The following is a 21,204-nucleotide window of genomic DNA, read 5'->3' on the forward strand; positions in this document are numbered from 1 at the left end:
CTAATCCTTATACCTTCGCGATCTCAACCAGGTTGGTGTGCTGCGGGTTGCCTTTCGCCAGCGGTGAAGGGCGGTGAGTGGTCAGCGTGTTGATGCAGGAACCATGATCGATACGGTCGCCGTCCATCTGGGCGTCGTGCCAGGCCCCCTGGCCCATGGCCGTTACGCCCGGCATGATGCGCGGCGTAACTTTGGCTGGAATGCGCACCTCTCCGCGCCCGTTGAATACCCGCACCATATCACCGTTCTGGATACCGCGTTGCTGGGCATCGATCGGGTTGAGCCACACTTCCTGTCGACAGGCGGCCTTCAGCACGTCGACGTTGCCGTAGCTGGAGTGGGTTCGGGCTTTGAAGTGGAAGCCGAACAGCTGCAGCGGGAATTTTTCGCGCATGGGGTCATCCCAGCCTTCGAAAGTAGAGGCATACACCGGCAGCGGGCTGATGGTTTCATCTTTCTCAAGCTGCCATTTGGCTGCGATATCGGCCAGCCGGCTGGAGTAGATTTCAATTTTCCCTGACGGCGTTTTGAGCGGATTCGCTGCGGGGTCGTTGCGGAAATCACGGTAGGCGACGAAATGACCGTTGGGGTCTTTTCGCTTGTAGATCCCCATTTTTTTGAGATCGTCATAGCCCGGCAGCGCCGGGTCTTTAGCGCGCATTTTGGCGTACAGATACTGGAGCCACTGCTCCTGAGTGCGCCCTTCGGTAAACTTCTGGTGAACGTCATCGCCGAGACGTTTAGCCACTTCGCTGAGGATCCAGTAAATGGGTTTCCGTTCGAATTTCGGTGCGGTCACGGGCTGGATAAAGATCAGGTAGCCCATATTCCCGGCGTAGTCGTTCGGAATAATGTCTTCCTGTTCAACCGTCATCAGATCCGGCAGCAGGATGTCGGCATATTTGGCCGAGGCGGTCATAAAGTTTTCAATCACCACGATCATTTCGCACTTGCTGTCGTCCTGCAAAATTTCGTGGGTTTTGTTGATGTCTGAGTGCTGGTTGATGATGGTGTTACCGGCATAGTTCCAGAAGAACTTGATCGGCACGTCCAGCTTTTCTTTAACGCGCACGCCGTCGCGGGTGGCGGTCATCTCTGTGCCGTGATCGATAGCGTCGGTCCAGGTGAAGCAGGAGATGGCGGTTTTCACCGGGTTTTCCAGCACCGGGAAACGCTCGATGGTAATGGTGTAGGTTGATTCACGGGCGCCGCTGTTACCGCCGTTAATGCCGACGTTGCCGGTGAGAATCGGCAGCATGGCAATCGCGCGCGCGGTAAGCTCGCCGTTGGCCTGGCGCTGCGGGCCCCAGCCCTGGCAAATGTAGGCCGGTTTGGTGCTGCCGATTTCACGCGCCAGCTTAATAATGCGATCGGCCGGAATACCGGTAATGCGCGAGGCCCACTGCGGCGTTTTCGCCACGCCATCATCGCCGTGGCCTTGAATATAGGCTTTGTAATGCCCATTCGCCGGCGCGCCTTCCGGCAGCGTTTTTTCGTCGTAGCCGACGCAGTACTTATCGAGGAACGGCTGATCGACCAGGTTTTCGTCAATCAACACCCAGGCAATACCGGCAACCAGCGCCGCGTCGGTACCGGGACGAATGGGGATCCACTCATCTTCACGCCCGGCGGCGGTATCGGTATAGCGCGGATCGATAACGATCATGCGCGCTTTCGAGCGTTCGCGCGCCTGCTCCAGATAGTAGGTAATGCCGCCGCCGCTCATGCGCGTTTCCGCCGGGTTGTTACCAAACATCACCACCAGTTTGCTGTTTTCGATATCGGAGGTGCTGTTGCCATCGTTGGTACCGTAGGTATAGGGCATCGCGCAGGCGATCTGGGCGGTGCTGTAGGTGCCGTACTGGTTGAGCGAACCGCCGTAGCAGTTCATCAGGCGCATGACGGCCGAGCCGGATGGGGAGGAGCGGGTGATATTGCCGCCAACGATGCCGGAAGAGTAGTTGATGTAAACGGCTTCGTTACCGTAATCCTTCACCACGCGTTTTAGGTTATCGGCGATGGTATCCAGCGCTTCCTGCCAGCTGATACGCTCGAACTTCCCTTCGCCGCGTTTGCCCACCCGCTTCATGGGATAATTCAGGCGGTCAGGGTGGTTGATACGACGGCGGATAGAGCGGCCGCGCAGGCAGGCGCGCACCTGGTGATCGCCGTAAACGTCGTGGCCGGTGTTATCGGTTTCAACCCAGTACACTTCGTCATCTTTAACGTGCAGGCGCAGCGCGCAGCGGCTGCCGCAGTTCACGGAGCACGCGCCCCAGACGACCTTATCTTCCGGCTGGCCAGCCTGCTGTACGGCAGCGGCGGTGGCGCGCAGGGAGAAAGGCAGCGACAGGCCGCCCGCGGCAAGCGCCAGAGAGCCAATCGCCGACGATTTAATAAGGGTGCGCCGACTTAGCCCCCCTGACTTTTCCTGATTAGACATCGCTCACTCCATTATTATTTGATGATTTCGCGCTGAAATTAAGAACAGGCTAATGGAGTGGTATATTACCTTCTTAGTGGTATACAAGTATTAATCGGCGTCAATTGTAAGAGATCCAGACCCGGAGATTTTGCGGGCGGTATTTGCCAGCTCAGAGCGGGCTGTGCATAATTGTTTTACAACAAAAAAACAGCTTATTTACGGCTGCCGGGCGTTATCGGTAGTCGCGAATATTTGGCCTCACCCTACGCTTATGGAAGAACCCTATGCAGGATATTGCCACGCAGGTTATCCCGATGCCCGAAATTGAGACGGTCACGGTTCCTCATAAAGGGGTAAATTTTTTACGCCCCGAAATTTTGCTCGATTTTATTAGCGTGACCGATCGGCCGGTGCTCGCGGTCACGCCGCTGGCCGTGCTTTATTCTACGGTGGGGGTGCTACAGGCGACAGAATTGCGCAAGATCCCGGTGCTGGTTTCGGGGCGAGTGGTGTATCCCATTACGTCGCAGTCTCTGCCTTGCCTGCATTCAAAGCTGACGATCAATACCTCGACGCAAAAGCTGCGCTTTCAGGGCGACCTGGATGCCTTATCGGACGATCGGTCGCTCAAGGACGGCGTGCTGATTGGCGTGGCGCTGGAGTTTATCGTCGAGCAAACGTCTTGAGTGAAGCCGCCTCCCGCAGGAGGGGGTAGATCATTACTGAGCGCTGTCGGTGCGGGTGTAGAGAATTTTAAAGGTGTCGTTGGCGCAGTGGCCTACCACCTGGGCACCGGGTTGGTCAGCCTGATCGTTAGGGACGACATCAAGGGTAAAGGCGCTTTCCGCGACGCCGTTCTGCATAATTTTCTGCTGAATGTCGCTGCGAACGCGTTCACAGGAATCCGGTATGGCCGCCAGCGCGGGCATGGCGCCCGCAAGCAGGAGTGCCAGTAACCAGCGTGAAGTTCTCATGTTCGGCTCCTTTTCGTTTGAGACGTAAAAAGTATAGCAGTGTTAGTGTAAATAATTGTATTTCCTAATATGATTGAGAAAACTCCCGAAACAGGATGACGGTGTGAAGAAATTGATTTTACTGGCGTCAGTGATGACTCTGCTTAGCGGCTGCGATAACAATGATTCCCCGGCGGCGTTCACGCCGGAGATGGCCAGCTTCTCCAACGAGTTCGATTTTGATCCGCTGCGTGGCCCGGTAAAGGACTTCAGTCAGACATTGCTCAATGAGAAGGGCGAAGTAGCGAAACGCGTGAGCGCACAGGTTTCGCCGGAAGGCTGCTTTGATATGCTGGAATTTCACAATATCGAAGAAGATACCGGCGCGCTGCTGGTGCTTAACGCCAACTACTATCTTGACGGCGTAACGCACGAGAAACGCGTGCGGTTGCAGGGTAAATGCCAGCTGGCCGAGTTTCCTTCGGCCGGTGTGTCCTGGGAAACGGACGATAATGGCTTTGTGGTGAAGGCGCTGGGTAAAGAGAGCGAAGTGGAGTATCGCTATGATGCAGAGGGCTATCCGCTGGGCAAAACGTCGACGGTGAAGGATAAGACGCTATCTATCATCTCAACGCCGTCGCAGGACGTGCGCAAGAAGCTGGATTACACCTCAGTGAGCCTGCTGGATAAGCAGCCGATGGGTAACGTGACGCAGAGCTGCGATTACGACAGCTACGATAACCCGGTTAGCTGCGATTTGACGGTCGTGGACGAGAGCGTGAAGCCAGCTACCACCCAACGCTACACGATTAAAAACACGATTGAATACTACTAAACGTTGATGCAGAAAAAGGGCGCCAGTGGCGCCCTTTATCGATTACGGATTCAGCGTGCGGCCGGTTGAACGGTCAAGGCAGCGCAGGGTATTGGGTTCCCAATAGGCGTTGACGTTCGGGCTTTGCAGGCATTTATCGCGGGCGTCAAACGCCACGTCGGTTTTATCCCACTCTTTTTCCGCGCGCTTGTTAACTTTCTGACGCAGCTGGCGAGTATCGTTCCACTGCTCCTTTTCCATAGCAGCGTTCTGGCGGCTTTGCGCGCTATCGCCGGATTCAATAATCAGCTTGCTGGTTTCAGCCGACGCGGAAGCGGTGTACACGATGGCACCCAGCGCAAGCATTGCCGTCAGGCACAGGCGTTTGCCAAGTGTAATTTTCATTTGCGGGTTCCTTTAACGTGATAAAAACGATGGCTCCTGGCTGCCAGTTTACTACATCTCTTTGGACTGGCATACCCGCGAAAATAGTGTGGTCGATTCCCGTCGCCTTTTCCGTATGATGGCGCCATCGGTAAGTTAATGATGATGAACGATGATCAAAACGTCTCTGCTGTTTTTCGCCACTGCGCTGTGTGAAATTATTGGCTGCTACCTGCCGTGGCTGTGGTTAAAACGCGGCGCAACGCCGCTGTTACTGCTGCCCGCCGGGTTGGCGCTGGCGCTGTTTGTCTGGCTGTTGACGCTGCATCCGGCAGCCAGCGGGCGCGTGTACGCGGCCTACGGCGGGGTATACATCTTTACCGCGCTGCTATGGCTGCGGGTCGTTGAAGGTGAGAAGCTGACGATGTACGACTGGCTGGGCGCGGCGGTTGCCCTGTGCGGAATGTTGATTATTGTCGCCGGCTGGGGCAGAGCGTAACGACTTTTCCTGACCTTCATGCGCTGCCCGGCCAGCCTGGCCGGGCACGATTTCTTTGTGATCTCTCATGCATTTGTCTGACCTAATCCCCTTAATTTTGTGATCCTTCTCGGTAATTTTTAATATTTATACTTGTATGGTAGTAGCTCAGGGCGTAAGTTTGCCTCACTAACCGATGAGATGTAAGGATTGAAGATGAAAATTGTGGGTGCTGAGGTTTTTGTAACCTGTCCGGGTCGTAACTTTGTCACGCTGAAAATTACCACCGATAGCGGATTAATCGGCTACGGCGATGCGACGCTGAACGGCCGTGAGCTGTCCGTTGCATCCTATTTAAAAGATCATCTGTGCCCGCAGCTGGTGGGGCGTGATGCGCACCGCATCGAAGATATCTGGCAGTTCTTCTATAAAGGCGCCTACTGGCGTCGCGGCCCGGTCACCATGTCGGCTATCTCCGCGGTAGATATGGCGCTGTGGGATATCAAAGCCAAGGCCGCCAACATGCCGCTGTACCAGCTGCTGGGCGGCGCTTCTCGCGAAGGCGTGATGGTTTACTGTCACACCACCGGCCACACCATTGATGACGTGCTGGAAGATTATGCGCGTCATAAAGAGATGGGCTTCAAGGCGATTCGCGTACAGTGCGGCGTGCCGGGGATGAAAACCACCTACGGGATGTCTAAAGGAAAAGGGTTGGCCTACGAGCCAGCAACCAAAGGCCAGTGGCCGGAAGAACAGCTGTGGTCCACGGAAAAGTATCTCGATTTCACGCCGAAACTGTTCGACGCGGTACGTAACCAGTTTGGTTTTGATGAGCATCTGCTGCACGACATGCACCACCGTCTGACGCCGATTGAAGCGGCGCGCTTTGGTAAGAGCGTCGAAGACTATCGTCTGTTCTGGATGGAAGATCCAACGCCGGCAGAGAACCAGGAATGCTTCCGTCTGATTCGTCAGCATACCGTCACGCCGATCGCCGTGGGCGAAGTGTTCAACAGCATCTGGGACTGCAAACAGCTGATCGAAGAGCAGCTTATCGATTATATCCGTACCACCATTACCCATGCGGGCGGGATCACCGGCATGCGCCGCATTGCTGATTTTGCCTCGCTGTACCAGGTGCGTACGGGCTCACACGGCCCGTCAGATCTCTCCCCGGTCTGCATGGCGGCAGCGCTGCACTTCGACCTGTGGGTGCCTAACTTCGGCGTGCAGGAATATATGGGCTACTCCGAGCAAATGCTGGAAGTCTTCCCGCATAACTGGACCTTCGATAATGGCTATATGCATCCGGGTGATAAACCGGGTCTGGGCATCGAGTTTGATGAAAAGCTGGCGGCGAAATATCCGTATGATCCAGCCTATCTGCCGGTTGCGCGTCTGGAAGACGGTACGCTGTGGAACTGGTAATTCCACCATTCTTTTTAAAATAAGCGTTATCTGAATAAGAGAAATAACATGGACTTCATTAACGATCGATTCATGATCGATAGTGAAGTCGGTGTTCGGTTATATAAAGACGTTGCCGCACAATTACCGATCATCGACTATCACTGTCACCTTGATGCCAAAGAAATCTACGAAAATAAGAACTTCGACAATATTACGCAGCTGTGGCTGGCTGGCGACCACTATAAATGGCGTGCAATGCGCGCGAATGGTGTTGCCGAACGCTATATTACCGGTGAAGCTACGGCCGAAGAGAAATTTAAAGCGTATGCAGAAACGGTCGAAGCCGCATTTGGCAACCCGCTGTATCACTGGACGCATTTAGAATTAAATAAATATTTCTCCTGTAACGAAATGCTCAACAGTGAAAACTGGCAGGAGATAATGCAGCATTGTAATCAGCTTATTCGCGGCGAGGATTTTAAACCGCGTAGTCTGATTATGCGCTCTAACGTTGAGGTTATTTGTACCACCGACGCGCCGCTGGATACGCTGGAATATCACCGTCTGCTTCAGCAGGATCCGACCTTTACTGCTCGCGTGCTGCCGACCTTCCGTCCGGACGATATCTTTGCCGAAGAAGGTCCGACGTTTGCCGCCTTTATCGATAAGCTGGCGCAGACGACCGGGCGTGATGTCAGGACCTTTGCCGACTTCACGGCGGCGATGGCGGAACGTATCGATTTCTTCCACGACGTGGGCTGTCGAATCTCCGACCACGGCCCGGTTGCCGTTGAGTATCAGCCTGCCGACGCACAGACCGTTGACGCGCTGTTTGACCAGAAGCGACGCGGGGGCGAGCTAAACGCCAGCGAAACGGCGCAGCTGAACAGCGCGATGTTCGTAATGCTGGGGCGCGAGTACCAAAAACGCGGTTGGGCGATGCAGATTCACTTCGGTGCTATCCGCAACAATAACGGCAAAATGCGTGAACAGCTGGGCATCAATACCGGTTTCGATTCCATTACCGACCAGAGCAATCTGGCGGCGGGCCTGAACCGCTTACTGGATGCGATGGCGCAAAACAACGGGTTGCCGAAAACCATTCTCTATAACCTGAACGCCAGCTATAACGACGTTGTCGCCACCACCATCGCCAATTTCCAGTCCGGTGACGACGGCGTGAAATCGCCCATTCAGTTTGGTTCCGGCTGGTGGTTTAACGATACCCGTCGCGGTATGGAAAATCAGTTAAATAGCCTGGCCGACCAGGGTTTATTAATGCATTTCGTCGGCATGCTGACGGATTCACGTAGCCTGGTGTCTTATCCGCGCCACGATTATTTCCGCCGTATTCTTTGTAATTTGATTGGTAGTTGGGTTGACCGCGGTGAAGTTCCTGATAATGAGCGGATCTTAACGCGGATGGTTAAAAATATATGTCACGACAACGCAGTTAATTATTTCAGATTCTAACGTCCTTCCTTACATGAGGGTAGAACATGTCTCGTACTAATAGAAAAATAACAATCCCGGTCAGTATTGGTTATGGCTTAACAGATATTATGGGGGGCGGTGCATTTACCGTTATCGGTGCCTGGCTTTTATTCTTTTACACCACGTTTGTCGGCCTGTCACCGGTTGAGGCGGCTTCAATCGTGGCGATTGCCCGTATTGTGGATGCCGTCGTCAGCCTGTTTATGGGTAGCTTTACTGACCACTTCTATAAAAACCCGCTGGGCAAGCGCTTTGGCCGTCGTCGTTTCTTCCTGCTGATCGGCGCGCCGCTGATGCTGGTCTATATTCTGCTGTGGATAACCGGAATGAGCTTCTGGTTCTATCTGGCGGTCTACCTGGCGTTTGAAATTATTGCGGCGATTGTGCTGATCCCGTGGGAAACGCTGCCGTCTGAAATGACCAAGGATTTCAACTCCCGTACCAAGCTGTCCACCTGCCGTATGTTCCTTTCGGCATCCGGGACCTTCCTGGCGACCTTTATTCCGGGTTTATTAATCAGCCATTTTGGCGAGCACGATCCGCATGCCTACTTTATAAACGGCGTGGTCTTCGCGGTGCTGTTCATGGTCTGCGTGTTTATTTCCTGGAAAGTGACCTGGGAGCGCGAGTTAACGCCGGAAATGCTGGCGGAGCTGGAACGCGAGCGTCAGCCGCGCACTTTTGCGGAAAAAATCACCGCTGTGGGCAGCCTGTTTAAAGAGTATTTCTCGACGCTGAAGGTTCGCGCATTCAGAAAGCATCTGGCTATTTACCTGTTTTCGTTTACCGCGAAAGATGTTTATAACACGGTGTTTGTCTTCTTCTGCGTGTACTGCCTGAACGTGTCGCCATCGCTGTCCGGAACGCTGCTGTCGATGAGTATCGTCGGCCTGCCGGTCACGCTGCTGGCAGGGGTCGCGATCATCAAGTTTGGTCCATCTCGTCTGTATGTTTTCGCCTATACCCTGATGATGCTGTGTCTGGTAGGGCTGTTTATGGTTTACCAGTTCCCGACCGACAATAAAGTCACCATTCTGGTGGTGCTGGCCGCCTTGTATCAGGTAGGGCGCTGCGTCCTGGAATTCACCCCGTGGAACGTGTTCCCGTTCATTCCGGATATTGATGAAATGATCACCCGTCAGCGTCGCGAAGGCCTGTTCGCCGCGGTGATGACCTTCTCCCGTAAAACGACGGTGGCAATTGCGACCTTTATCGTTGGCGTGATGCTGCAGGAAGGGGGCTTTGTGAAGGGGAGCCAGGTACAGCCGGAAAGCGCGGTGAATACCATTGCGATGCTGCTGATCGCGCTGTGGCAGGCGGTGACCTTCCGTCTCAATAAACGCACACACAAAATCTTTGTAGATGAAGTCGAACGTCTGAAAGCGAAAGGCTCGAAACAAGATGTCACCCCGGAAGCGCGTCATATTGTGGAAGATCTGACCGGGTACTCTTATGACGACCTGTGGAACGAACCGCAGCAAGCCGACAAAAAACTGAGCCGACCGGCGCAGGTGAACTAACGTCCAGCCGTGACAGCATAGGTAGCAGCAGCGACTTTGCCTATGCTGTCACACAACTTAAAAATCATGTCATACCAATCGCCAATATATTAATGCAAATCAAAATCTCCTCAGATGAACTCGTTAATCTAGTATGGCAATCAACATTCTCTACAGTGAGTCAAAAAGATGCAGAATACGCTATTAACCGCTAAGGCAACTCTCCCGACCTACGATCGCAGCAAACTGGTGTCACGCATTGTGCACCTGGGCTTTGGTGCATTCCACCGCGCCCATCAGGCTGTTTACGCCGATATCCTCGCCTCTGAACACGGCAGCGATTGGGGTTATACCGAAGTTAACCTGATCGGCGGTGAGCAGCAGATTGCCGACCTGAATCATCAGGACAATTTATACACCGTGGCGGAGATGTCCGCGGATGCATGGACTGCCCGCGTGGTGGGCGTCGTCAAAGAAGCGCTGCACGCCCAGGTTGATGGGCTTGAAACCGTGTTGGCAAAAATGTGCGAACCGCAGGTGGCGATCGTCTCCCTGACGATCACCGAAAAAGGCTATTGCCACTCTCCGGCAACCGGTCAACTGATGCTCGATCATCCCTTGATTGTGGCGGACCTGCAAAGCCCGCATCAGCCGAAATCGGCACCGGGCGTCGTGGTAGAAGCGCTGGCGCGCCGTAAGGCTGCTGGCCTGCCAGCGTTCAGCGTGATGTCCTGCGATAACATGCCGGAAAATGGTCACGTCATGCGTAACGTGGTTTGCGCCTATGCGCGCGCCGTCGATGCAGGCCTGGCCGATTGGATCGAGTCGCACGTGACCTTCCCGTCAACCATGGTTGACCGTATCGTACCGGCAGTGACTCCGGAAACGCTGGATAAAATTGAACAGCTGACCGGCGTCCGCGACCCGGCTGGCGTGGCGTGTGAACCGTTCCGTCAGTGGGTTATCGAAGATAACTTCGTGGCTGGCCGCCCGGCCTGGGAAAAAGCGGGTGCGGAGCTGGTGAGCGATGTTATTCCATTCGAAGAGATGAAGCTGCGCATGCTGAACGGCAGCCACTCTTTCCTGGCCTATCTGGGCTACCTGGCAGGCTATCAGCACATTAACGATTGCATGGGTGACGAAAACTACCGTCGCGCCGCGCGTGACCTGATGCTGAAAGAGCAGGCGCCAACGCTGAAAGTACAGAACGTCGATCTGGCGCGCTATGCGGATCTGTTAATTGAACGCTATACCAACCCGGCGCTGCGTCATCGCACCTGGCAGATTGCGATGGATGGCAGCCAGAAACTGCCTCAGCGTATGCTGGATTCTGTCCGCTGGCATCTGGCGGATAACAGCAGCTTCACGCTGCTGGCGCTGGGCGTGGCTGGATGGATGCGCTATGTCGGCGGCGTTGATGAGCAGGGTAATGCCATCGAAGTGTGCGACCCGCTGCTGCCGGTGATTCAGGCGGCGGTACAGCAGAGCGAAGAGGGTGAAGCCCGGGTGAAAGCGCTGCTGGCCATCGAAGCTATCTTCGGCAACGATCTGCCGCAGGAAGGGCTGTTTGTCGACCAGGTCACCACCGCCTATCTGTCTCTGCTGAGCAAAGGCGCAAAAGCGACCGTAGCTGCAACCGCTAAGTAATCACGTCTACGTGCCGCCATTTCTGGCGGCACGCTTCCGTCTATTCCCCCTCGTTGCCTCTCGTCATTACGTTGCTTTGCGTATGATGGCTCATCGTTTAATTTCCCCATGAGCGGTCATTTTGTGATCGATGGCGAAGTTTTCTCCCTTCCGTACTTGTATGGTAGTAGTGTAGATGTTAAGCATTAGACATCAACCGATGGCTTTCTGTTTTACGCTGAAGGAGCAGAGAAAATGAAAAGTGTTGTAATCGAAAAGCCCAATCATTTAGTGATAGAGGATCGACCTATACCCGAACCCGGCAAAGATGAAGTCAGGGTTAAAATTAAAACGGCCAGCATCTGTGGTTCCGATATTCACATCTGGCATGGGCATAATCCATTTGCACAATATCCACGGGTCATCGGGCATGAATTTGCCGGTATTATCGATGCGGTAGGTGAGGGTGTTGACAGCCAGCGGCTGGGGCAACGGGTGGCGGTCGATCCGGTGGTGAGCTGTGGGCACTGCTATCCCTGTCTGGTCGGTAAACCGAATGTTTGCAAAACGCTTTCGGTGATTGGCGTACATCGTGATGGCGGATTTAGCGAATACGCCTGCGTCCCGCAGAAAAATGCCTGGGTTTTGCCAGATGCCATTCCCGACCGAATCGCCAGCCTGGTTGAACCCTTTACCATTGGCGCTAATATTTGCGGGAAAATGAAACCGACCTCGCTCGATACTGCGCTCATCTATGGTGCCGGGCCGATGGGATTAACCGCAATACAGGTATTACGCCACGTTTATCATGTGAAAAAAATTATTGTCGCCGATCGCCTTGATGAGCGCTTAGCGCTGGCGAAAGTAAATGGTGCTGATGAAATTATCAATAATACGGATCTCGTCTTAGCCGAGAACCTGCAGGAACCACCGACGCTGATTATTGATGCGGCCTGTCATCCTTCGATTCTCACCGAAGCCATCAGGATTGCCTCACCGGCTGCGCGGATTGGATTATTAGGTTTCTCTGATACTCCAGGCTCGTTAGTGCAAAAAGAGATAACCAGTAAGGAGATTACCATTTTCACCTCTCGGCTGAACGATAATCAATTTCCTCAGGTTATTGACTGGATTTCCAGTGGTCTGGTTTTTCCCGACAAACTTATTACCCATAGATTTACCTTAGAAAACGTCTCACCGGCGATGGAGTTATTTGAACACGATGCCCGAACCTGCTGCAAAATTATTTTAGATGTTATGTAGTCGAATGATTTATTTGTAATTTGTCGATAGCTGCACGCTGTAATATGGTGCAGAAGTAATGATTTTATCTTTGATATCCTGATTACCAATTAAACTGGAGATTGATTCATGACAAAAATTTCATTTAGTGAAATGAAGAGTACGGTTAAACAAGCGCTGCTTAACGCCGGCTTGAGCGAGAAGCAGGCAGATATTTGTGCTCAGATTCATACAGAAACCAGCTGTGATGGAATATTTTCTCATGGACTTAATCGCGTTGCCCGTTTTGTTGATTATGTCAATAAAGGCTGGGTAGATATTCACGCCGAGCCAGCAAGAGTGAAATCGCTTGCCTCCATGGAAATATATGATGGACGTCGCGGTATTGGTATTACCAACGCGTTATTTGCTACCGAACGCGCCATCGCGTTAGCGAAAGAACACGGTGTGGGTATTGTCGGTATGCGCAACACCACCCACTGGATGCGCGGGGGAACCTACGGCTGGAAGGCGGCTCAGCAGGGCTATGCGGCAATGTGCTGGACCAATACGGAATCCTGTATGCCTGCATGGGGGGCAAAAAATACCCGTCTGGGAAATAACCCCTTTGTAATGGCCGTTCCCATGGAGGAAGGTGCGATGGTGCTGGATATGGCCATGTCGCAATATGCCTACGGTAAACTCCAGGTGACGCGTTTGAAAGGTGAAAAACTGCCGTTCCCCGGCGGCTACGACAAAGAGGGAAATTTGACGGATGAGCCGGGACCGATTGAAGAATCAATGCGTATTCTCCCCACCGGTTACTGGAAAGGTTCGGGTATGGCAATCCTGCTTGATGCGATGGCGGCGTTCCTGACCGCCGGTTCACCGACCAATGAAATTGATAAGATCCAGCAGGGCAGCTGCACCGGGGCAAGCCAGGTATATATGGTCTTTGACCCAGACCATTTTGGCGGCGCTGAGTTTAGCATAACGATGGCGAATAGCGTGGCGGACTATGTCAAAACCTCAACGCCCGCAGAGGGTAGTCATGAAGTATTCTACCCGGGAGAAATGGAAATGCGTAACCGCGCCAACTTTATGCGCACCGGGATCCCGGTTGACGATGGCGTGTGGGCGGAAGTCCAGCAGCTAGCGGAGCGTAAAGGATTATGATTAGCGGAAATATAGCGCAGCTGGAGCGCGGCTTAGCCGAACTGCCGCCCATTATTGGCTCAGTGTTGAAAACGATAGCGACTTTTGATTTTCAACGGTTACAGGATGGCCAGCGCGAGATTGACGGCGTTATCTATAAAACGTTCACTGCGACAACGGCGCTGGCGATAAACCGACGTCCGGAGACTCACCGGCATTATATTGATGTTCAGTACGTTATTTCGGGGGATGAGTGGATACAGTTCTCCGCGCGCAAAGCGCTATTGCCATGCGAGTCCGTTGAAGACCAGGATAACTATTTTTATTCACGTGAGGGTCTGACCCTGCATGATATGTCGCTGTGCGATGGCGACTACGTTATCTTTTTTCCCTGGGATATACACGCGCCACTGTGTCATCGACAAGCGCCGCAGCAGGTAAGAAAGATTGTCGCCAAAGTACCGATAGCCGCATTATCGTAAGCAATAGTCCATAACAAGCGCTGCCGGAGGGCAGCGCTTTTCGTTATAGGGGGGAGGGGAATGGTCGGCTACACTTCTTTGTACTCCTTTAAGTAACTTGAAATAATGGACGATTATTTTCATGTTGCAACTGTCAATTCGGGAAATTAATGCTAGGTCCCTCGGTATAAATATGGCATTGTTATTGCGAAACAAAAAATGGACTCTCTGGAAAAGGAGCTCGGGCTATGTATAAAAAAATTCTTATGCCTGTAGATGTTTTTGAAATGGATTTAAGCGACAAGGCTATTCGCCATGCGGTGTATCTGGCGGGTGAGTCTGGCGAAATAACACTACTGAACGTCTTACCTAACAGCAATCGTTCTATTTTACGCGGCTTCGCTGCGGATATTAAAAAGTTCGAAGACTTTATACAGGAAGAGTCGACGAAGAAGATGAAGAATCTGCAGCGGCTATTTGATATGCCCGCAGAGCGTCTGCACACCGAGGTTCGCTTTGGCAATATCCGTGATGAGGTCATCGCGATGAGTAAAACCGGTGAATACGACGTGATTGTGATTGGTTCGCGTCAGCGCGGAATGACAACCCATCTGCTGGGTTCGAACGCCGAATCTATTTTACGCTACGCTAATATTCCAACAATGGTTATCCGTTAAAAAAAGGGCCTTCAATATTGAAGGCCCTTTTTTCTTACTCTTCGCTAAACCAATCGCGGTTTTCCTGGCGAATAAGCAGTACTGACTCACTAATTTCCTGCAGGTGTGAGGTCATCGCTTTTTCTACCGTATCGGCGTCGCGTTTCTGGAGTGCGCTGAATATTTCATGATGCTGCTGCAACAGCATTTCCGGCGAGGAGATATGATCGAGGCTCATATAACGCACCCGGTCAATGGCCGCTTTAATGTTCTCGATGGTGTCCCACGCCAGCTGACAATCAGCAATATTTGACAGCAGCTGGTGGAAATCATCATCCAGCTGGAAGAAATCAGTTAGCTGCTGACGGTCGATGGCAATACGCTGCTGGTGCAAGTTTTGCTCCAGCTGATAGATCTGGGCATCGGTGATCATCGTTGCCGCCCGGCGAGCCACCGCGCATTCAATAGCCTGACGAATGAAACAGCCGTTACGGACCTGCGAAAGGGAAATCTTGTTGACGTAGCTGCCGCGCTGAGGACGGATCTGGATAAGTCCGTTTTCAGCCAGTTTGATAAAAGCTTCACGTACCGGTTGACGGGAAACGTCAAAACGCAGGGAGACTTCTTTTTCCGACAGCGGCGTGCCCGGCGGGATAAGACAGTGCACGATATCGCGACGCAGGATGCGATAAATCTGTTGATTGACGGGCTGTGTTGGGTTCAGTTGGGTTTCGGCGGCCATTGAGTCGTTCTTATCAGCTGATTAAGCTGCTATTTTACGCTTTTTTTGCCGCCGCGCCCAGACCCGACCGGCGGTCGGGCTGGGATTAAATACTAACTTTCGCGATGAACGCTCAGGCCGGCGTAAGTCTGGCTGACCGGCATCATCTCAACGGTGTTAATGTTGACGTGTTTTGGCAACGTCGCCACCCACCAGACGGCTTCGGTGACGTCTTCCGGCGTCAGCGCGTTGGCATTTTCATAAGTTTTACCGGCTTTAGCATCGTCGCCTTTGAAGCGCACGTTAGAGAACTCAGTGCCGCCGACCAGGCCCGGTTCAATATCCGTGACGCGAACGGCGGTGCCGTGCAGGTCGGTACGCAGGTTCAGACTGAACTGACGAACAAATGCCTTGGTGGCGCCATAGACGTTACCACCGGCATACGGCCAGCTCCCGGCGGTAGAGCCGATGTTAATCACGTGACCGCGGTTACGCTCGACCATTCCCGGCAGCACGGCGCGGGTCATGTACACCAGCCCTTTGTTGTTGGTGTCGATCATATCTTCCCAATCCTCTACGCTGGCGCGATGTGCAGGCTCCAGGCCCAGCGCCAGGCCAGCGTTGTTCACCAGGATATCAATATCGCGCCATTCGGCAGGCAGGTTGGCGATGGTTTCTTCAATGGCCGCGCGGTTGCGCACGTCCAGCTGTACGGTCAGGACGCTGTCGCCCAGCTCATCTTTCAGCGCTTTTAAACGTTCGTTACGACGGCCAGTGGCAATAACTTTGTGCCCGTTGGCAATAAAACGGCGCGTAATGCTTTCGCCAAACCCTGCCGTTGCTCCGGTTACCAGTACGATCATTTCTCTGTTCCTTCAACGCTTAAGTGTCGTATTACGATAGCAGAACACCCAGGGCATAACTATCCTGGCCGATTGATGTAGCGGAATAAAAAGAAAAACAGTTTTAGATTTTTTTAACCGGCCACGAAGTCTTGATGTTTTCTGAAATGTACCTGAGGAGGGGGTGAGGAACGCAGTATATCAGAGTGTCTGGGTTAACATGGCTGCGGGTGCTTGAGGCTATCTGTCTCAGGCATTTACCGAAAGGCAGATAGAAGAAAGCCCCGGAAACATTAAGCGCCCTGCAAGGCGCATAACATTAACCGAGGCCACATCTATGCTCCACAACATAGAGATTAGCCTCTTACCGACCTCGCGGTCAAGGAGTAGAAGGCTATGAAGCCACAAAGAATGGCGCTTATGGCGCTAATCGTTATCGGCATAACGCTTTTGGGCGTCCTGCTACTTAACAACCAACATCTCTGTGATGTTAGCTTCCGAAGCGGCGGAACGGAGATTGTGGCTCACATGGCTTACGAAACCAGGTAGGAGTCGGGCGGGGAGTAATCCCCGCCATTTCTCCTGTTGTTCGGTATCCTCAATGCACCCAATCCTTTTTGCTTTCTGCTGAGATAACCGAGCAGCGCGGCCTCAATTTGTTTATTCTGCTAAGGTTAATCGTTTTCATCAGGAGCAGGACATGTCGGCTATGAATCCCTTTTTCGCCAGCAGCACGTTACCTTATCAGGCACCGCCGTTTGACAAGATAAATGACGACCACTATCGCCCGGCCTTTGATGAAGCGCTCAAGCGCAAACGCCAGGAAATTGCCGACATCGCCCAAAACGCAGCCGCAGCGACCTTTGACAACACCGTTGTGGCGCTGGAAAAGAGCGGCGAGATGCTTTCACGCGTCACCGCCGTGTTCTTTGCCATGGCGGCATCGCACAGCAATGACGTTATTCAGCGCCTCGACGAGGAGTTTTCGGCGGAGCTCGCCGGGCTGGCGAACGATATTTATCTTAATGATGCTTTGTTTGCCCGCGTTAAGGCCGTCTGGGAGCAGCGCGATACGCTGGGTCTGGACGCCGAATCCCACCGTCTGGTGGAGGTCATTTACCAGCGCTTTATCCTGGCGGGTGCCATGCTTGGCGCCGCGCAGAAAGCCGAGCTTAAAAGGCTGAATACCGAAGCGGCGACCTTGAGCAGCCAGTTTCACCAGTGCCTGCTGGGGGCGGCGAAAAACGGCGTGCTGGTGATGGATGATGAGGCTGTATTAGAGGGCTTAAGTGCCGATGAACTGGCGACGGCCGCCGCCGCGGCGGCAGAACGTGGGCTGGCGGGGCGCTGGCTGATACCGCTGGTCAACACTACCCAACAGCCGGCGTTGGCGTCGTTGCGCTCGCGCGACACTCGGGAAAAATTGTTCAAAGCGGCGTGGCAGCGTAATCAGAACGGCGATGCTAACGATACGCGCGAACGAATCCTCAAGCTGGTGGCGATACGCGCCCGGCAGGCCGAACTACTGGGCTACGCCGATTATGCCAGCTGGAGTATGGCCGACCAGATGGCGAAAACGCCAAAGGCCGCCTTTGACTTTATGCGCGAGATTACTCCGGCCGCTCGTGCCAGAGCTGAAAATGAGCTGGCGGATATCCAGACGCTGATTGACAGCGGCACGGTTTCCTTCACCGCGCAGGCCTGGGACTGGCTCTTCTATTCTGAACAGGTACGTCGCGAGAAATACGCGATCGATGAAGCGCAAATCAAACCGTGGTTCGCGCTGGAGCGCGTGCTGGTCGACGGCGTTTTCTGGTCTGCCAGCCAGCTGTTTGGTATTCGCTTTGTCGAGCGTTTCGACCTGCCGGTTTATCACCCGGACGTGCGCGTGTGGGAAATTTTTGATGCCGATGGTGAGGGCATGGCGCTGTTCTACGGCGACTTCTTTGCTCGCGAAAGCAAGAGCGGCGGGGCGTGGATGGACAACTTTGTGCCGCAGTCTACGCTGCTTGGCACGCGTCCGGTTATCTATAACGTCTGCAACTATCAAAAACCGGCTGCCGGCAAAAGCGCGTTGATCTCCTGGGATGACGTGATCACCCTTTTCCACGAGTTTGGCCACGCGCTGCACGGGCTGTTTGCTAAACAGCGTTATGCCACCTTATCCGGCACCAATACGCCGCGCGATTTCGTCGAGTTTCCGTCGCAGATTAATGAGCATTGGGCGAGTCACCCTGAAGTCTTTGCCCACTATGCGCGCCATTATGAAAGCGGCGAACCGATGCCGGATGCGCTACGCGAAAGCCTGTTCCGCGCTTCGAGCTTTAATAAAGGTTACGACATGACCGAGCTGCTTAGCGCTGCGCTGCTGGATATGAACTGGCACAGTTTATCCACCCGCGAGCTGCCGGAAAGCGTGGATGAGTTTGAGGCTCAGGCGCTACGGGGTGAACATCTCGATCTTGCTGCCGTACCGCCGCGCTATCGCAGCAGCTATTTCTCACATATTTTCGGCGGCGGCTACGCGGCAGGTTATTACGCCTATCTGTGGACGCAAATGCTGGCGGATGATGGCTACCAGTGGTTTGTTGAGCAGGGCGGTTTAACCCGTGAAAATGGCCAGCGTTTCCGTGAGGCTATTTTATCGCGCGGTAACAGCAGTGATTTAGAAAAATTGTATCGCGACTGGCGTGGTCACGATCCGTTAATTTCGCCAATGCTTAAAAACCGTGGTTTAAGCGATTAAAGCATTGACTGCCAGTCCCGCTCGTCGCCTTTAAGCGACGGGCGGGGCGGAAAGGATAAAAAAAACCCGCACACAGGGCTGGCGGGTTAAGTACCACAAAAATATAGAGCATTCTTGCTATCATTCCTGGTGGGAAGGACAACGAATATAATTTTACGTGACAGTAACAGTTACGCAACCTGACATTTTCGGTAGGGTACTAGCGGGAAGCTCATGAAGTGTGCTGGCTCACAGGCTCTTTACAAATACGTGCAGTTGTTGAAGAAACTCGCCATTCGACTTGCTAAGATTATTGCGTAAATCGTTGAGTTAATGGATTTAATATCGACAATCTGCCCGGAGGCACAAATGAAAAAATCCCAGCGTAAAGTTCGTCGCGAGTCCATCTGGTCTACCCGTCCTGAGCATCAGGATCTACAGGAGTCGCGTACCGGCAGATTGTGGGCGGGCCGTCAGGCCGGCTGTCAGAGCAAAAAAGCATGGAAAAATTATGGTTTAAATAATGCAGTCGCCGTTTAGCTTTAGTTGAATAACGCGGTGGTAAGATCATTTCACAACAACGGTTACCCAATCAAGGAGAGCGGGTAATCGGAGAAGCAAAAATCTATCCATGCAAGCATTTATACCGCCAGTTTTGCTGGCGGTTTTTTTTTACCATTTAACCGGGGGGTTATTATTACGGCGTCGGTTAATCGTTCCATTTTCCGCTAAAATAGGCTGTCAGAAAACCGGAAAACAGAATGAGCCCCACTGCAACCAGAAACACGTGCATATTATCCAGCATGATGACCTCCTCTTTAACGATTCCACCAAAAACATCTCTTAGCGTACTCTGTTAAAGTTAGACTAACGCCGTCATTTGTTAATTAATTATTTGTTGCGGTAAATTTTTTTCGATAGGCCAGTGGGCTGATGGCAAAATGTTGCTGAAAGCGCAAGCGTAGATTTTTAGCATTACCAAACCCGCTTATTTCAGCGACCTTCTCTACGCTGTCTCTGCCGGTGGTCAGGTGGTGCCGCGCCTGCTGCAAACGTTCGTCAAGCAGCCAGCGGGCGGGGGTTTTGCCGGTCGCCTCCTGAAAACGCCGCAGGAAGGTTCGCTCGCTCATTCCCACCTTATCGGCCAGCGAACGAACGCTATGGCTTTCCGCCAGGTGCTGGTGGAGAAAATCAAACAGCATCCCTAAGCGCTGGCTTTCGCGTGAACGTGCGACGGGCCGCGCAATCTGCTGTTTCTGCGCGCCGTCGCGGTGCGGCTGAATCACCAGCCGCCGGGCAACCCGGTTAGCGGCCTCCAGACCAAAATCCAGCCTGACAACGTGCAAACAGAGGTCGATACCTGCGGCGCTGCCCGCCGAGGTCAGCACGCTTTCCCCGGCGATATAAAGCACGTCGTCCACGACCGTAATTGCCGGATAGCGCTGCTGGAGCTGGGCGGTATAGCGCCAGTGGGTGGTGGCACGTTGGCCGTCAAGCAGACCGGCCGCCGCCAGCACAAACACGCCGGAACAGATAGATAACACCCGGCACCCGCGGCGATGCGCCTGCTGTAGCGCCTGGCTCAACGCGTCCGGAACCGGGCTATCCGCACCGCGCCAACCGGGGACGATAATGGTATCGGCGTCTTCTAGCAGGCTGAGGTCGCCATCGGCCATCACGCGCACGCCGCCGGTGGCGCGCAGTTCGCCTTCATCGACGGCCGCGACGGCAAAGCGATACCAGCCGTGGCCCATTTCCGGGCGAGGCAGGCCAAACACCTCTACGGCCACGCCAAATTCAAAGGTACATAGCCCATCGTAGGCCAGCGCCACCACGAGCGGGGCGCGGATTGTCATATTCTGGCTGTTTTCTGTCATCTCTGTGGGCAGTCCTCGCGGCAGGTGCCTGTTTATACTCATCGCATCGTTACCATAGTGGTAATACATCACGGGAGAGTCAATCATGAGTTACGTTACCGAGTTTCCGCCTGCCAGCGCCGCCGATACGGCCGCCCATTTTCGCCAGCGTCTGGGGTTTGAAACCGACTGCGCCGACGTGTATGCCGCCATGCAGGCCGCGGACGTCGATTTCGTCCTGCTGCATGTAGTGGGGAGCGCTGAGGCATTCGCGCGTCGCCATCTGCCCGGCGCGATCCACCTTCGTCATGCCGAGATGAGCGCCGAGCGTATGCAGGCATGGCCGCCGGAGACGATTTTCGTGGTGTATTGCGCTGGGCCGCACTGCAATGGCGCCGACCGCGCAGCGTTAAAGCTGGCGACGCTGGGCCGCCCGGTGAAAGTGATGATTGGCGGTATCACCGGCTGAGAAGATGAAGGT

General features: G+C 53.7%; 22 protein-coding genes. 15 read left to right on the forward strand and 7 right to left on the reverse strand.

What is annotated here, in order from left to right:
- Positions 1–7: 7 nt before the first annotated feature.
- On the reverse strand, positions 8–2,443 hold the full coding sequence (gene ynfE / locus ACK5JN_RS15800) for a selenate/tellurate reductase subunit YnfE (protein ID WP_416871039.1): 2,436 nt from the start codon (positions 2,441–2,443) through the stop codon (positions 8–10).
- Between the two features lie 266 nt (positions 2,444–2,709).
- On the opposite strand from ynfE, the gene ACK5JN_RS15805 reads away from it, so the two are divergent.
- Positions 2,710–3,111: a dTDP-glucose pyrophosphorylase gene (locus tag ACK5JN_RS15805; protein ID WP_416871040.1), complete on the forward strand. Its 402-nt coding sequence runs from the start codon at positions 2,710–2,712 to the stop codon at positions 3,109–3,111.
- A gap of 33 nt (positions 3,112–3,144) precedes the next feature.
- Here the strand turns inward: ACK5JN_RS15805 and ACK5JN_RS15810 are convergent, their stop codons facing one another.
- A complete protein-coding gene (locus tag ACK5JN_RS15810) occupies positions 3,145–3,399 on the reverse strand; it encodes a DUF1161 domain-containing protein (RefSeq protein ID WP_416871041.1) in 255 nt (84 codons plus the stop codon).
- Positions 3,400–3,502: 103 nt separating this feature from the next.
- On the opposite strand from ACK5JN_RS15810, the gene ACK5JN_RS15815 reads away from it, so the two are divergent.
- A complete protein-coding gene (locus ACK5JN_RS15815; protein ID WP_416871042.1) occupies positions 3,503–4,213 on the forward strand; it encodes a YnfC family lipoprotein in 711 nt (236 codons plus the stop codon).
- Positions 4,214–4,255: 42 nt separating this feature from the next.
- Here the strand turns inward: ACK5JN_RS15815 and ACK5JN_RS15820 are convergent, their stop codons facing one another.
- Positions 4,256–4,597 carry a DUF1283 family protein gene (locus ACK5JN_RS15820; protein WP_416871043.1) on the reverse strand — a complete coding sequence of 114 codons (342 nt, stop codon included), beginning with the start codon at positions 4,595–4,597 and terminating at the stop codon, positions 4,256–4,258.
- A 151-nt stretch (positions 4,598–4,748) separates the two neighbouring features.
- Between ACK5JN_RS15820 and ACK5JN_RS15825 the strand changes: the two genes are divergently transcribed.
- The 9 genes from ACK5JN_RS15825 (at position 4,749) to ACK5JN_RS15865 (ending at position 14,600) form a co-directional block, all read left to right on the forward strand.
- Positions 4,749–5,075, forward strand: a complete 327-nt coding sequence (locus ACK5JN_RS15825; RefSeq protein ID WP_416871044.1) for a YnfA family protein — start codon at positions 4,749–4,751, stop codon at positions 5,073–5,075.
- 195 nt (positions 5,076–5,270) lie between these two features.
- Complete coding sequence (gene rspA, locus ACK5JN_RS15830) at positions 5,271–6,485, forward strand: starvation-sensing protein RspA (protein WP_416871045.1); 1,215 nt, start codon at positions 5,271–5,273, stop codon at positions 6,483–6,485.
- A gap of 48 nt (positions 6,486–6,533) precedes the next feature.
- A complete protein-coding gene (uxaC, locus tag ACK5JN_RS15835; protein ID WP_416871046.1) occupies positions 6,534–7,940 on the forward strand; it encodes a glucuronate isomerase in 1,407 nt (468 codons plus the stop codon).
- Between the two features lie 26 nt (positions 7,941–7,966).
- Entirely contained in the window at positions 7,967–9,481 is a 1,515-nt protein-coding gene (locus tag ACK5JN_RS15840) for an MFS transporter (protein ID WP_416871047.1), read from the forward strand.
- A gap of 168 nt (positions 9,482–9,649) precedes the next feature.
- Positions 9,650–11,107 (forward strand): mannitol dehydrogenase family protein, encoded by a 1,458-nt coding sequence (locus ACK5JN_RS15845; RefSeq protein ID WP_416871048.1) that lies wholly within the window; start codon positions 9,650–9,652, stop codon positions 11,105–11,107.
- A 234-nt stretch (positions 11,108–11,341) separates the two neighbouring features.
- Positions 11,342–12,349 carry a Zn-dependent oxidoreductase gene (locus ACK5JN_RS15850; RefSeq protein WP_416871049.1) on the forward strand — a complete coding sequence of 336 codons (1,008 nt, stop codon included), beginning with the start codon at positions 11,342–11,344 and terminating at the stop codon, positions 12,347–12,349.
- Positions 12,350–12,457: 108 nt separating this feature from the next.
- A complete protein-coding gene (gene yiaK, locus ACK5JN_RS15855; protein WP_416871050.1) occupies positions 12,458–13,483 on the forward strand; it encodes a 3-dehydro-L-gulonate 2-dehydrogenase in 1,026 nt (341 codons plus the stop codon).
- Complete coding sequence (locus ACK5JN_RS15860; RefSeq protein WP_416871051.1) at positions 13,480–13,944, forward strand: YhcH/YjgK/YiaL family protein; 465 nt, start codon at positions 13,480–13,482, stop codon at positions 13,942–13,944. The genes yiaK and ACK5JN_RS15860 overlap by 4 nt, the downstream gene beginning before the upstream one ends.
- 227 nt (positions 13,945–14,171) lie before the next feature.
- Positions 14,172–14,600: a universal stress protein gene (locus ACK5JN_RS15865; RefSeq protein WP_416871052.1), complete on the forward strand. Its 429-nt coding sequence runs from the start codon at positions 14,172–14,174 to the stop codon at positions 14,598–14,600.
- Between the two features lie 34 nt (positions 14,601–14,634).
- Here the strand turns inward: ACK5JN_RS15865 and ACK5JN_RS15870 are convergent, their stop codons facing one another.
- Together ACK5JN_RS15870 and ydfG are read right to left on the reverse strand one after the other, a co-directional pair.
- The gene (locus ACK5JN_RS15870) at positions 14,635–15,321 is read right to left on the reverse strand and encodes a GntR family transcriptional regulator (RefSeq protein ID WP_416871053.1); all 687 of its coding nucleotides are present in this window, start codon (positions 15,319–15,321) and stop codon (positions 14,635–14,637) included.
- 92 nt (positions 15,322–15,413) lie between these two features.
- On the reverse strand, positions 15,414–16,163 hold the full coding sequence (ydfG, locus tag ACK5JN_RS15875) for a bifunctional NADP-dependent 3-hydroxy acid dehydrogenase/3-hydroxypropionate dehydrogenase YdfG (protein WP_416871054.1): 750 nt from the start codon (positions 16,161–16,163) through the stop codon (positions 15,414–15,416).
- A gap of 399 nt (positions 16,164–16,562) precedes the next feature.
- On the opposite strand from ydfG, the gene ACK5JN_RS15880 reads away from it, so the two are divergent.
- The 3 genes from ACK5JN_RS15880 (at position 16,563) to ACK5JN_RS15890 (ending at position 19,407) form a co-directional block, all read left to right on the forward strand.
- The gene (locus ACK5JN_RS15880; protein ID WP_416871069.1) at positions 16,563–16,691 is read left to right on the forward strand and encodes a Hok/Gef family protein; all 129 of its coding nucleotides are present in this window, start codon (positions 16,563–16,565) and stop codon (positions 16,689–16,691) included.
- A gap of 151 nt (positions 16,692–16,842) precedes the next feature.
- Entirely contained in the window at positions 16,843–18,888 is a 2,046-nt protein-coding gene (gene dcp, locus ACK5JN_RS15885) for a peptidyl-dipeptidase Dcp (protein ID WP_416871055.1), read from the forward strand.
- Between the two features lie 348 nt (positions 18,889–19,236).
- Positions 19,237–19,407, forward strand: a complete 171-nt coding sequence (locus ACK5JN_RS15890) for a hypothetical protein (RefSeq protein WP_416871056.1) — start codon at positions 19,237–19,239, stop codon at positions 19,405–19,407.
- A gap of 169 nt (positions 19,408–19,576) precedes the next feature.
- On the opposite strand, the gene mgtS is transcribed toward ACK5JN_RS15890, so the two are convergent.
- Both mgtS and ftrA read right to left on the reverse strand, forming a co-directional pair.
- Positions 19,577–19,672 carry a protein MgtS gene (gene mgtS / locus ACK5JN_RS15895; RefSeq protein WP_416871057.1) on the reverse strand — a complete coding sequence of 32 codons (96 nt, stop codon included), beginning with the start codon at positions 19,670–19,672 and terminating at the stop codon, positions 19,577–19,579.
- A gap of 82 nt (positions 19,673–19,754) precedes the next feature.
- A complete protein-coding gene (gene ftrA, locus ACK5JN_RS15900) occupies positions 19,755–20,744 on the reverse strand; it encodes a transcriptional regulator FtrA (RefSeq protein WP_416871058.1) in 990 nt (329 codons plus the stop codon).
- Between the two features lie 85 nt (positions 20,745–20,829).
- Between ftrA and ACK5JN_RS15905 the strand changes: the two genes are divergently transcribed.
- Positions 20,830–21,192 (forward strand): rhodanese-like domain-containing protein, encoded by a 363-nt coding sequence (locus ACK5JN_RS15905; protein WP_416871059.1) that lies wholly within the window; start codon positions 20,830–20,832, stop codon positions 21,190–21,192.
- Positions 21,193–21,204: the final 12 nt, after the last annotated feature.

Source organism: Kluyvera sp. (assembly GCF_047971185.1).
Taxonomy (GTDB): Bacteria; Pseudomonadota; Gammaproteobacteria; order Enterobacterales; family Enterobacteriaceae; genus Kluyvera.